Annotated in this window: 8 protein-coding genes; all 8 read left to right on the plus strand. The window is 63.4% G+C overall.

From position 1 onward, the window contains the following. Positions 1-524: 524 nt before the first annotated feature. The 8 genes from KF708_12840 to KF708_12875 all read left to right on the plus strand — a co-directional run bounded on the left by KF708_12840 (position 525) and on the right by KF708_12875 (position 13393). On the plus strand, positions 525-2606 hold the full coding sequence (locus tag KF708_12840) for an elongation factor G (GenBank protein MBX3413570.1): 2082 nt from the start codon (positions 525-527) through the stop codon (positions 2604-2606). A 421-nt stretch (positions 2607-3027) separates the two neighbouring features. After that, the gene (locus KF708_12845; protein ID MBX3413571.1) at positions 3028-4062 is read left to right on the plus strand and encodes a DUF1559 domain-containing protein; all 1035 of its coding nucleotides are present in this window, start codon (positions 3028-3030) and stop codon (positions 4060-4062) included. Positions 4063-4510: 448 nt separating this feature from the next. Continuing rightward, complete coding sequence (locus KF708_12850; protein ID MBX3413572.1) at positions 4511-7009, plus strand: glycosyltransferase; 2499 nt, start codon at positions 4511-4513, stop codon at positions 7007-7009. 207 nt (positions 7010-7216) lie between these two features. Continuing rightward, entirely contained in the window at positions 7217-7504 is a 288-nt protein-coding gene (groES, locus tag KF708_12855; GenBank protein MBX3413573.1) for a co-chaperone GroES, read from the plus strand. Positions 7505-7952: 448 nt separating this feature from the next. Then, the gene (locus tag KF708_12860) at positions 7953-8990 is read left to right on the plus strand and encodes a terpene cyclase/mutase family protein (GenBank protein ID MBX3413574.1); all 1038 of its coding nucleotides are present in this window, start codon (positions 7953-7955) and stop codon (positions 8988-8990) included. Between the two features lie 154 nt (positions 8991-9144). Further along, complete coding sequence (locus tag KF708_12865; GenBank protein MBX3413575.1) at positions 9145-10476, plus strand: DUF1501 domain-containing protein; 1332 nt, start codon at positions 9145-9147, stop codon at positions 10474-10476. 335 nt (positions 10477-10811) lie between these two features. Beyond that, complete coding sequence (locus KF708_12870) at positions 10812-12299, plus strand: rhamnulokinase (GenBank protein ID MBX3413576.1); 1488 nt, start codon at positions 10812-10814, stop codon at positions 12297-12299. A 32-nt stretch (positions 12300-12331) separates the two neighbouring features. Continuing rightward, positions 12332-13393, plus strand: a complete 1062-nt coding sequence (locus KF708_12875; protein ID MBX3413577.1) for a Gfo/Idh/MocA family oxidoreductase — start codon at positions 12332-12334, stop codon at positions 13391-13393. Positions 13394-13547: the final 154 nt, after the last annotated feature.

A 13547-nucleotide genomic window follows, 5' to 3' on the forward strand; every position in this document is an offset into this window, starting at 1 on the left:
AGCTCTCGTCCAACTGTCCTGCTGGCGGCGGCGTGCCAGCAGAATCACCCGGAGAGGCCGAGCGATCCCCTGCGCCAGCGTGGTTTTGTGGTTCTCGATTCATGGCACCTAACGCTAGTTTCGATAAAGAGATGAGTCAAGCAACGGGGGGGCGAAACGGGGTTGGGCGGAGAGCATGAAGAGGGCTTTTCGCAGTCTGGTTGTAAAGTCTCGGTGAACCTTGCAAAATCGCCCTTCGCTAAACGGCGAAATCGATTACTATAGGTAGGTTAGAGCTGCGCCCTGGCGGGAATATACCGGTGGGGCCGTCGCAGAAGGCCCCGCCTGCGCGGGTCGCCCTGTACGCTTGGCGGGGATAATAGGCGTCCCGCTCGGTGGCAACCGGTCAGGGCGGATCGCGCTACACGCCACGTCGCCGTTGTGCGGCCACTTGGCATCCCCTGCTCCAAACAACCCCTGCCCCGCGCGGGCACAGGGCTGGTGTCGTTCGTTTCGTTATCGATCTCGTTGAGAAGATGCAAGCCATGGACTTGAGCAAGCTGCGTAACATTGGGATTTCCGCTCACATCGACTCGGGCAAGACGACGCTCAGCGAGCGCATCTTGTACTATGCCGGCCGCATTCACCGCATGCAGGAGGTGCGCGGCGAAGGTGCCACCATGGACCACATGGAGCTCGAGAAGGAGCGCGGGATCACGATTACCAGCGCCGCCACGAGCGTGACGTGGGACGACCACGCCATCAACCTGATCGATACGCCGGGGCACGTCGACTTCACCGTCGAGGTGGAACGCAGCCTCCGCGTGCTCGATGGCGCCGTGCTCGTGCTCTGCGCCGTGGGTGGCGTGCAGTCGCAGTCGATCACGGTCGACCGCCAGATGAAGCGCTACCACGTGCCGCGCCTGGCTTTCATCAACAAGATGGACCGCACCGGATCCGATCCGCACCGCGTGATCCAGCAGTTGCACGAGAAGCTCGATTGCGACGCCGTGTTGATGCAACTGCCGATCGGCAAGGAGCAGGATTTCCTCGGCGTGGTGGATCTCATCACGCAGAAGGCGGTCTACTTCGATGGCAACGACGGCGCCGACGTCCGCGAGGCCGAAGTGCCCGCCGAGATGAAGGAAGAAGTCGCCGCCGCGCGTCAACAAATGCTCGAGACGCTGGCCATGTACAGCGACGAGCTGATGGAGATGTTGCTCGCCGAGCAACCCATTCCCGAGGAATTGATCTATCCGATCGTCAAGTCGGCGGTGCAGGAGCAGGACCTGACCCCGGTGTTCATGGGGACCGCCTATCGCAACAAGGGGGTGCAGTGCCTGCTGGACGCGGTGGTGCGTTACCTGCCGTCGCCGCTGGAGCGCGAAGTCACCGCCCGCAAGTACGATCAGCCGGACGAGAAGTTCCCGCTCGACCCCGATCCCAAGAAACCCTCGGTGGCGATGGCCTTCAAGATCGTCGACGACCCGCACGGCCAGTTGACGTTCATGCGGATCTATCAGGGAACGATCGCCAAGGGCGAAACCTACTACAACCAGCGCACCGGCAAGAAAAGCCGCATTGGCCGCGTCGTGCGGATGCACGCCGACAAGCGCGAGGAAATCGATTCGGCCTCGGCCGGCGATATCGTCGCCGTGATGGGCATCGACTGCGCGAGCGGCGATACCTTCGCGAGCGAGCACAAGTACGGGACGCTCGAGAGCATGTTCGTGCCGGAGCCGGTCATCAAGATGGCCGTCACGCCGACCACACGCGACGGCGCCGACAAGATGAGCAAGGCCCTGCAGCGCTTCATGCGTGAGGATCCGACCTTCGTCGTCGGCACCGATGAAGAATCGGGCGAGACGGTGATCGCCGGCATGGGCGAGTTGCACCTCGAGATCTACGTCGAGCGCATGCGTCGCGAATACGGCGTGGCGGTCGAGGTGGGTGCGCCAAAGGTGAGCTACCGCGAAGCCCCGACCCAATTGGCCGAGTACGACTTCCGCCACAAGAAGCAGACGGGCGGTTCCGGTCAGTTCGCGCACATCAAGGGCAAGATCGAGCCGCTCCCCGAGGACTCGGAAGAAGTCTTCCTGTTCGAGGAGACGGTGGTCGGCGGTCGCGTGCCGCGCGAGTACATCCCCTCGGTCGAGAAGGGCTTCCGCGATTCGATCAAGAAGGGCCCCGTGGCGGGCTTCCAGATCGTGGGCGTGAAGTGCATTCTCGAGGACGGTTCGTACCACGAAGTGGACAGCTCCGACATGGCGTTCCAGACGTGCGCCCGCAACTGCTTCCGCGAGACGTTCCTGAAGACGAAGCCCGCCCTGCTCGAGCCGGTCATGAAGGTCGAGATCGAAGTGCCTTCGGCCGCGCAAGGTTCGGTCGTGGGAGACTTGACCAGCCGCCGCGGCATGGTGGTTTCGACCGAAATGAAGGGCCCCCTCGCCACGATCGAAGGCGAAGTGCCGCTGGCCGAGACGTTCGGCTACTCGACCGACCTGCGCAGCATGACGCAGGGTCAGGGCACCTTCACCATGGAGTTCGCCCGTTACCGCCGCGTGCCCGCCTCGATTCAGACCGAGATCGTGGCCGAGCGCAAGGCGCAGCTTGTCGGTGCGAAGTAAGACTACTTCGCGAACTTTACTGAGCGAGAATTCATGAAGAGGCACAGGCGTTTCGCCTGTGCCTCTTTTATTCCAGCTCACCACGATGCATCGTCGGGCGCGCGAGCCGCGACGGTGTCGCACGGCTGAACACCCTTGTCGATCACAATGGCGCGCGCACGCGCCGCTACGACTTGCTTCGCTCCGAGTGTTGCCAAGAGAGATTGCGTTGTCCGCCGGCATGGGCGCAGCGCGCGAAGAGCGCCCGACCGCAGCTTCCGCCGGTCATGCGACGCGCCCCTACGCCGCGGTGCAAGCAGCGCTCACTGCGCTCATCACTCGATGTTGATTTCAACGACACCGGCGCGCGCAATGCGACACGCACGAATAATGCGCGGCGTTCCACTAGAAGGAAAACGTTGGCACTTGCTATGGTGCGGACATGCTGCTGCTTTTTGCATGTCTGCGTCATGGCACGCGTCGGATGCTCTCGCGACGCCTTGCGCCTCGCAGGAGCGATTGCCCTCGCTCGGCACCGCGCCGCGCGCTGACGCTCGTCGAGTTGCTGGTGGTCGTGGCGATCATCGGCATCTTGATGGCGCTCCTGTTGCCCGCCGTGCAGGCCGCGCGCGAAGCGGCCCGTCGCATGAGCTGTCTGAACAACATGCGGCAGATCGGTCTGGGGGTACACAACTTCGTCGACTCGCGCAGCCGTTTTCCCGCGGGCTACGAATTCAAGATCATGGACGATCAGACGATCGGCAATCGCGGCTCGGTCGTGAATGGCTTCTTCACTCTGATCCTGCCCTACCTCGAGCAGAGTGCGATCGAAGGCATCTACGACTACGAGCAGGGCTACGATCACCTGGTGAACCAGCCGCTCGTCAACCTGCCGGTGTCGATCTATCAATGCCCTTCGACGCCAGGGGATCGCTCGATGAAGATCATCAACAATCTCTCCTTCTATTCGCTGGGCACGCCCGACCTGGGACGTATGGGACAAGCCACCGATTACTTCGGCATTCGCGTGGTCATGGACCGCGATCAAACGCGGCGCAAAGGGGTGTTTCGCGCCGTGTTCCCCCAGATCTCCGGCTTCGAGCGCGAAGAACCGCTGAAGCTCAGCCAAGTGACCGACGGTTTGTCCAACACGATTCTGCTGGTCGAAGAGGCCGGGCGTCCCGAGCGCTATGCCGGTAAGCAAGCCATCGGCAAGCAGAACTACTACGCCGGCACCTGGGCGGGGGTGAATGGCGAGATGCTCTACTCGATCGATCCCCACGTGCAAACGGCCCCGGCGGCGGGGGACTGCTTCATCAACGGCAACAACTTCTACACGCCATACAGCTTTCACCCCGGCGGCGTGGTGATCTGCCTCTGCGATGGCTCGGCCCGATTCCTGCCCGAGACGATCGAATTCTCGACCTGGTGGGATCTGGCGGCCCCCGACGATGGGCACATGATCCCCGAATATTGAGCGGAGTATCGATCCTCTCCTGGCTTGCGCGCAGTTGCAGGAATGCGACGCTGAGCGGGATCAACGTTGCATCAGTCCTTGCCTGCGTCGCGCGGCAGCCGCACAGCAACTCTCGCGCGAACTGCTGGCGCACGACTCACACGATCTTCACACTCATTTCACATGCCGAACACCTGGAGGTGTTAGGTTCATCGTGACATGGGACTTTTAAGGAAGCATCGTCCCCGACTCTACGAGCGGCTTGCCGACGGTCGTCGCACGGCGGTCTTGGCTCCCACTCGATTCGCCTTGGTGCGGCGAACTGCCAGAGAGCTTCCCACGGTCGTTGTTGGCCGCACTTCGTCCGCCATGCCTCACAGCACGTCGTGCCCATCGGCTGCGCAGCGTTTGAACCTCCGCGCGTTCGCTACGTGTCACACCGTCACTTGTCAGGAAGGCAGCACTCCCCATGACCGCACGCGCCGATGTCCACGTCCATAGCAAGTATTCCGACCGTCCCAGCGAATGGCTCCTGCGCCGCATCGGCGCACCCGAGAGCTTTGTCGAGCCGCTGGAGCTCTATCAACGCGCTCGCCAGCGCGGCATGGATTACGTCACGATCTCGGATCACAACTGCATCGACGGCGCGCTCGAGATCGCGCACCTGCCCGGCACGTTTCTCTCTGCGGAGATCACGACGTATTTCCCCGAGAATGGCTGCAAAATACACTGCCTGGTGTTGGGCATCAGCGAAGAACAGTTCGCCACGATCCAGCGTATCCGCGGCAGCATCTACGATTTTCAGAGCTACGTGATCGAGCAGGGCATTATCTGCTCGGTGGCGCATCCGCTCTTTCGTGTCAACGGGCAGCTCACGGTTCGCCAACTCGAAAAGTTGTTTCTGTTGTTCCATCGCTTCGAGGCGATCAACGGTACCCGCGACGGCCGCGCCTGTGCCCTGTCGAACTACGTGCTTGGCAGCCTCACGCCCGAGCTGATCGAGGAAATGAGCGACTGGCACGGGCTCGCCCCCTGCGGCGCCATGCCCTGGCGCAAGACGTTCACTGCCGGCAGCGACGACCACAGCGGGCTCTACATCGCCAGCGCGTATACGACGACGCCCGACGCCATCACCGTCGACGAATTCCTGGCACACCTGCGTCGCGGCGAGCATGAGCCCGCGGGCACGTCGGGTACAAGTCTGCGCCTCGCGCACAGCTTCTATCACATCGCGGCGGCCTTCTACAAAGCCCGTTTTCTCAACCAGGCCGACGAGCAGCACTCGTTTCTTGGCGAGCTGTTCCGCAAGCTGCTCGAACGCCCGAGCCGCCCCACGTCGATCTTCCTGGGCGACAAGCTGCGCGGCATGGCGGGCTGGCTCATCGGCGCCTCGCCCCAGCACGAGTTGACTGAGATCGAACAACTGCTGCTCGAAGAATTCCACGACCTGTTCGCCGCGCGCGATCTGGCCGAGAACCGCTCGAGCGAAACGCCCCCCGCCGAGGCCGACGATCGACACGTCTTTCAGCTTGCCTCGACCATCAGCCAGCAGCTCAGCTACGCCTTTCTGAAGAAGTTCGTCGCTGGCTTCCAAAAGGGGCGTTTGATCGAGAGCCTGCAAACGCTGGTGTCGCTCGGTCCCGTCGGATTGGCCGTCGCTCCCTATCTGGCGGCGTTTCACACGCAGCACAAAGACGAGCGATTTCTGCAAGCCGTCGCCGCGCGATTTCATCTGCCGCCAGAGCTGTGCGAAAAGAGTCCACGCAAGGCCTGGATCACCGACACGCTGGCCGACGTGAACGGCGTCGCCCGCACGATCGTGGCCCTCGGCCGTGTCGCCGCAAACACGGGTTGCGATCTCACCGTCGTGACGTGTCTCGACCGCGTGCCGGAAGAAATGCAGACGCCCCTCTTGAACTTCCGCCCCGTCGGTGATTTCGAACTGCCGGAGTACGAATCGCAACGACTGGCGATTCCTCCTTTCCTTGAAGTGATCGAGCGGCTCGAGCGAGAATGCTTTTCAGAGTTGATTATTTCGACTCCCGGTCCGCTCGGGTTGATGGGACTCGCGGCGGCCAGACTGCTGGGCCTCAAAGTGACGGGCATTTACCACACCGATTTCCCACGCATGGTGCGCCACTTCACGCAGGACGCCGGGCTCGAACAACTCACGCTGCGCTACATGCTCTGGTTCTTCGGTCAGATGGACACTCTCTTCGTGCCGAGCGAAAGTTATCGCGAGCTGCTCACGCGACAAGGTTTCGATCCCGCCAAATTGGTTGTGTTACGTCGCGGCGTCGATTGTGCGCTCTTCCATCCCGCGCGACGGGAGGAGAGCTTCTGGCACCGTTATGGTCTGGGCCCCGGGCCGAAGCTGCTCTATGTCGGTCGCTTGTCGAAGGAAAAGAATCTCGATCGTCTCTGCGAAGAATTCGCGCTGGCCCAGCGCCGTGGGATGAAGGCCTCGCTGATTCTGGTCGGCGATGGCCCTCAGGCCGACGAACTGCGGGCACGTTGGCAGCAGCACGGCGTGCTCTTTACCGGCGTGCTCGAAGGCCCCACGCTCGCCACGGCCTACGCCAGCGCGGATCTATTCGTCTTTCCCAGCACGACCGATACGTTCGGCAACGCCGTGCTCGAGGCGATGGCCTGCGGTCTGCCGGCGATCGTCTCGGATCGCGGCGGGCCGCAAGAAACGGTCGGCTTCTACCAGGCGGGCGTCGTGGCCGACATTTACGAACCGGGACGTTGGGCAGAGGTCATGGCGCGGCTCGTCCAGGACAACCACGAACGGGACGAATTGTCACGCCGCGCGGTAAGGACTGCGCGCGAATCTCGTTGGGAGCTTGTCTTCGACCAGCTCTGGAATGCTCGCGCCGCGGCGCCTCTTTCGCCCGAGCTGCTCGATGCGCCCGTGTGCTCGGATGCGGCCGAGTTGCCGGCCTACGAGGCGTTCGATCTCGCCTGAACGCTAGGACCCGAACCGTGCGGACTTTCAAAATAGTCCCCAAGGCCACTCGGTCCTGCTAGCAGTGTATGCTTGCTTCGCCCCCTCCGGCGCGAGAGAATCCCCCCTGCCTTGACGGTGCGGGGATTTCGGCCGCCCGGTGAAGGGCCTTCGCCGCGGACCGTACGACATGGCCGCGGGCACACTATTAGAGGAGCGCTGTCCGCAATGCGACTAGTCCCGCTCGGCGACCAGGTCGTCGTCAAACGAATGACCGCCGAGGCCACGACGGCCGGTGGCATCGTGCTGCCCGAATCGGCCCGCGAGAAGCCCCGCGAAGGGCGCGTCCTTTCCATCGGAGACGGACGGCGCGTCGAGAATGGCCGCCGCGTCAAGCTGCAGGTGAACGAAGGAGACCGCGTCCTGTTCAGTAGCTACGCCGGCACCGAGGTGAAGGTCGAGGGGGACGAACTGCTGATCCTGCGCGAAGCGGACATTCTGGCGGTGCTCGAATAGGGACTTCTGGCCACGTGAACGCCGCCGGCACGATCCCCTCAAACGGCGCCTGATGCCTGGCGCGACTCGCCGGCGCGAACCAAATGCCCTGCGAGAGCGAAGAAATAACGGCTTACGCCGCGCAGCCAGCACCGCGTCGAACGGCTAGCGCGACTTGTTGATTTTTTCGACACGGCAGGGAGCTGATGATGCGTGGCGGATCCGCGCGAATCGCTTCCCTCACGTCGCCACGGGGCTAGAATTCGGGGGTTGTCTGTTGTGCTTGGCGCGCGAGACGGTGTCCGCACATCGCAGCGCCGGCGGTGAATTGCCTTCGCCGCGCTGTCGCCGATTCTATCTCTGCGAATACAAGGAACCTGAGACGATGTTCGCTTCCACGGTCCGCCGCTATTCAGCGCTTGGCTTGATACTCGCGTTGGTTGCCTCGAATCACGCCCGCGCAGCCGATGTGCCTTCGCCCGGCATCGATACGAAGCAGTACGCCGCCGTCGTCTCGCAGGGGGCCGAGTTCCTGAGCAAGGCGCAGAGTGAGGATGGCTCGTATAGCAAGCAGGCGGGGCCGGGCGTGACGGCGCTTGCCACCACGGCGCTGTTGCGCAGCGGGCGTGGCGTCGACGATCCGATTGTCGCGAAGAGCCTCAAGTATCTCGCAGGTTTCATCTCGCCCGATGGCGGCATCCACCAACCGAATTCGCCCTGGGCCAATTACGAGACTTGCATTTCGATTCTCTGCTTCACCGAAGCCAATCGTGACGGGCGTTACGACAAGCTGCTCGCCGACGCGGAGAAGTTCATCCGCGGCATTCAGTGGGACGAAGACGAGGCCCACGACACGACGAGCAACAGCTACGGTGGCGCCGGCTACGGTGGACACAAGCGTCCCGACTTGTCGAACACGCAGTTCCTGCTCGACGCGTTGAAGGCGGCGGGGGCCGGCCCCGATGATCCGGCCGTGCAAAAGGCGCTCGTCTTTGTGTCGCGCTGCCAGAACCTCGAGAGCGAGCACAACACCACCGCCTTTGCCGCCAAGGTGAACGACGGCGGTTTCTACTACACGCCCGCCGCCGGTGGCTCGAGCCAGGCCGGCAAGACCGACGACGGCGGACTGCGCAGCTACGGCTCGATGACTTACGCCGGACTGAAGAGCATGATCTACGCGGGACTCACGCCGAGCGATCCGCGCGTGCATGCCGCGCTCGGCTGGCTGGCGAAGAACTACGATCTGACGCAGAACCCCGGCATGGGTGACGCCGGCCTGTTCTACTATTACCACACGCTTGCCAAGGCGCTCGCCGCCACGGGGAACGATGAGTTCCAGGACGCCGCGGGCAAGCAGCACAACTGGCGCCAGGAGCTCGTCGAAACGCTGGCTTCGAAGCAGCGTCCCGACGGTGCGTTTGCCAACGAAAATGCACGTTGGATGGAAGGAGACCCCAACCTGGTCACGGCCTACGCCCTGTTGGCGCTCAGCTACTGCAAGCCGTAACCCAAGAGACGGTTCCTTCGTCTACGCAGACTTTGCAGGTTTTTGCTCCTGGGGCAAAAGCCTGCTTGCGTTGCTACTCGCCTCTCGCGTTGGATACACTGATGGCACGCCACACATCGCGTGTCATGGGTAATCCACACGAGGAGCGCCACGCTTGTTTCAGCCCGGGAACATCTCGCGCCGCGAAGTGTTGCGCATCGGCTGCGTAAGCCTGTTTGGCTCGGCGGTCGGCCGCGCAAGTCTGGCTGGCACGGCCGAGAGACCCGCGGCGTCGCACAACGGCCGTAGCTGCATCTTCATGTTGCTGCAAGGTGGCCCCAGCCATCTTGATCTTTGGGACCCCAAGCCCGAGGCGCCGGCCGAAGTACGCGGCGGTTATGCTCCGATCGACACGAACGTGCCGGGCATCCGCTTCACGACGATGCTGCCCGAGACCGCCCGCGTCGCCGACAAGCTGGCGGTCGTCCGCTCGGTGACGCACGCGTTCAACAACCACATCGCCGGCACGTACATCACGCTGACCGGCTCGGCCGATCAGCCGAACCAGGATCGCGAGGCGAAAGGGGACGACTTTCCCGGCCCCGGCGCCGTGCTCAATTATCTGCAGCGCGTGCCGACGGCCGTGCCGCCGGCCATCTCGCTGCCGACGTGGCTCAGCATTCCTGGTCCGTCGAATCGCATGCCGGGCCAGTACGGTGGGTTTCTCGGCGGCGTACACGATCCGTTCCTTATTTCGGGCGATCCGGAGCAGGAAGATTTCCGTCCGCTGAGCCTGACCCTGCCCGACGGCTGCGACGCGGGCCGCATGTCGGGGCGCTGGAGCCTGCTCGGCGAGATGGATGCGGCCGCTTGTGCCATCGATCGCCGCGAGACGCAGACGTACGATCGGCTCCACTCGTGCGCGTACGAATTGCTCACCGATCCGCGCGTGCGCGAGGCCGTCGATCTGTCGCGCGAACCTGACTCCGTACGCGAGCGCTATGGCAAGACGAAGATCGGACAGTCGTTGCTCCTCTCGCGGCGCCTGGTCGAAGCGGGCGTGCGGCTGGTCGGCTACAACGCTTTCAACCAGGAATGGGACACGCACCAGAACATTCCTGGGCGATACAGCCAGATCATGCCCGGCATGGATCGCGCGTATAGCGCACTCATTTCGGATCTGGCCGAGCGTGGGGTGCTCGACACGACGCTGGTGATCAACGCCGGCGAGTTCGGGCGCACGCCGCTCATCAATCAGGATGGCGGCCGCGATCACTGGCCCGATGTCTATACGGTAGCGCTCGCCGGCGGGGGCATTCGTGGCGGACAGGTCTACGGTTCATCGGACAAGAAGGGGGCGTTCGTGGGCAGCGACCCGGTCAGCCCCGCCGACCTGCTAGCCACGATGTGGCAGATCCTGGGAATCAACCCCGCTACGGAACTGCGCGACCGCTTGAACCGGCCACTGGTATTATCGCGCGGGCGTGTGCTGAGCGAGCTTTTATAGTGGGCACACTTCCGTCGTGAGTGGTCGCCTGTCGTCAGGAAGTCCGAGGAACCTACTTTCTATACTCTGGACGACGCCCAACATACATTGCCGCGTCACATGACTCCGAGTTAGAGAATCAAAGCGTGAGCTGGGCATGGGACACTACGAAGCCCGGGCCTGGACAAGCTGGCATCATCACATGGCACTGGTCGACATGACACACTTGTTCGCGACCTTGGTCCGCCAGGAATGCCACGCCGACAAGACGCAACTGACGTTCTACAAAACCGCAAAAGACTTGCCAAAGAACGGATACTGTAAGAACTGGAAGGCTGCCAGGGGAGTTGCTGCACATGGCGGAACAAGCGTTTATCGGAGTCGATCTGGGGGCCTCGGGCGGTCGCGTTCTGGTGGGCCTCTTCGACGGCAAGAATCTCCGGCTCGACGAGGCGCACCGCTTCGGCAATGGTCCCACGAACGTCGCCGGCACGCTCCATTGGGATCTCCTCGCCCTGTGGAATGACGTGCAGGCCGGACTGCGACGCGCGGGCGCGAAGTACAAAGGACAGATCCGCAGCGTCGGGGTCGATACCTGGGGCGTCGATTTCGGACTGCTCGGGCGCGGCGACACCCTCTTGGGTAACCCAGTGCATTATCGCGATCGACGCACCGAGGGAATGCCCACGCGCGCCTTCCGCTACGCCTCGCGAGAGGCGATCTTCGCGGCGACCGGCTTGCAATTCATGCCCTTCAACACGCTCTTTCAGTTGCTCGCCATGCGCGAAGGCCATTCGCCACTGCTCGACGTGGCCGAGCGGATGCTGATGATGCCCGACCTGTTTCACTGGCTGCTGTCGGGCGAGAAGACCAACGAGATCACGAACGCCACGACCACGCAGTGCTTCAATCCGCAGACGGGCCGCTGGGCGACCGACCTGCTGCAACAATGCGGTCTTGCGCCGGGCCTGTTCGGCGAGCTCGTCCAGGCCGGCGCCGACATTGGCGCCTTGCGCCGCGACGTGGCAGAAGCGACGGAGCTGGCGAACGTGCGCGTGGTCTTGCCAGGCACGCACGATACGGCCAGTGCCGTGATGGCCGTGCCCGCCCAGTCCGACGGCGGAGGGCCCTGGGCCTATCTCAGTTCTGGCACGTGGGCGCTCTTGGGGGTGGAAATCGATCGCCCGATCGTCAACGATCGTTGCCGCGAGTTGAACTTTACGAACGAAGGAGGTGTCGGCGGCACGATCCGCCTCTTGAAGAACATCACCGGGCTGTGGCTCGTGCAAGAGTGTCGCCGCGTCTGGAGCCAGGCGGGACGCGACTATAGCTGGGAGGAGCTGACGCGCCTGGCGGCCGAAGCCCCGTCGCTCGCCTCGCTCGTCGATCCCGACGATGCCAGCTTCGCCGCGCCGACGGACATGCCTGTTGCGATTCGCGAATACTGCCTTCGCACGCGCCAGCCGGTGCCCGAGAGCGAAGGTGCCGTCATCCGCACGGCAATCGAGAGCATTGCGCTCCGCAGCCGCCAGGTCTTGGGTTGGGTCGAAGAACTGAGCGGCCAGCGCATCAAGACACTGCACATCGTCGGCGGCGGCACGCAGAATCGACCACTCTGCCAGGCCACGGCCGATGCTTGCGGAGTACGCGTGGTCGCGGGCCCCGTCGAGGCGACGGCGATCGGCAACGTCATGATGCAGGCCGTGGCGGCGGGCGCCGTTGGCTCCATCGCCGAGGCGCGGCAGATCGTGGCCCGTTCGTTCGCAGTCGAAGAGTATGCACCGCGCGAGACAGATCGCTGGCAAGAGGCCTTCGCACGGTTTCAACAAGTCACGCGTCGATAGACGCATCGAAATAGCGTCACGAAGGAGTACGCATGCTGCGAGTCGGAATTGCCGGAATCGGCTTCATGGGCATGATTCATTATCTGGCCTACCAGCGCGTGCGCGGCGTGCGCGTGGGAGCTATCTCGACGCGCGATCCCAAGAAGCTGGCCGGCGACTGGCGCTCGATTAAGGGAAACTTCGGCCCCCCCGGCGCGCAGATGGATCTGTCCAACCTCGCGCGCTACGAACGGTTCGCGGACCTGATCGCCGATCCGCAGATCGACTTGGTCGATATCTGCCTCCCCCCCGATCAGCACGCCGAAGCCACGATCGCGGCGCTCCAGGCCGGCAAGCACGTCTTCTGCGAGAAGCCGATCGCCCTTTCGACGGCCGACGCCGAGCGCATGGTCCGTGCCGCCGAGAAGGGGGGCAAGCAGCTCACGATCGGTCACGTGCTCCCCTTCTTTCCCGAGTACAAGTTTGCCCGCCAGGCGATCGCCAGCGGAAAGTATGGCAAGCTGTTGGGCGGGAACTTCAAACGGGTGATTTCCGATCCGCTGTGGATTCCCGACTTCTACGACCCGCGGCGAGTCGGCGGACCAGTCGTCGATCTGCACATCCACGACGCGCATTTCATTCGCCTCGTGTGCGGCATGCCGCGCGTGGTGTCGAGTCGCGGACGCCGGCGCGGAGAGGTGGTCGAGTATCTTGAAACCCACTTCGAGTTCGACGACCCGGCGCTCGTGGTCACGGCCACGAGCGGTGTCATCCGCCAGCAGGGACGCGCCTTTACGCACGGCTTCGAGATTCATCTCGAGCGCGCCACGCTGCTCTACGACTTCAGCGTCCTCGCCGACAAGCCGACGTTGTCGATGCCCTTGACGGTGCTCAAGCAGGATGGCAGGGTCGAGCAGCCGAAGCTCGGCGCCGGCGATCCCCTCGAGGCCTTCGTGGCCGAGATCGCGGAAGTGGCCGGCTCGATCAAACGCGGGACGCCTTCGGCCTTGTTGAGTGGCGATCTGGCCCGCGATGCCTTGGTGCTGTGCCAGAAGGAAAGCCAATCGGCACTCACCGGCAAAGTGGTCCGCATCGGGGGTGCTGCCAAGAAGTGATCGAGAGGCTTCGTGAACGAGCGCTCTGACTGGATTTGAACCGCATCTCGCTGCTGGGCAAGCCAGCAGTGGCACACTTGCGTGCGTGCGTCGTGGTTCAAGTCAGACTCCCGATCGGCCTTCCACCGTCGCTACCAGTTGGGTCGGCGTGTGC

It is taken from the genome of Pirellulales bacterium (assembly GCA_019636335.1).
Taxonomy (GTDB): domain Bacteria; phylum Planctomycetota; class Planctomycetia; order Pirellulales; family JAEUIK01; genus JAHBXR01.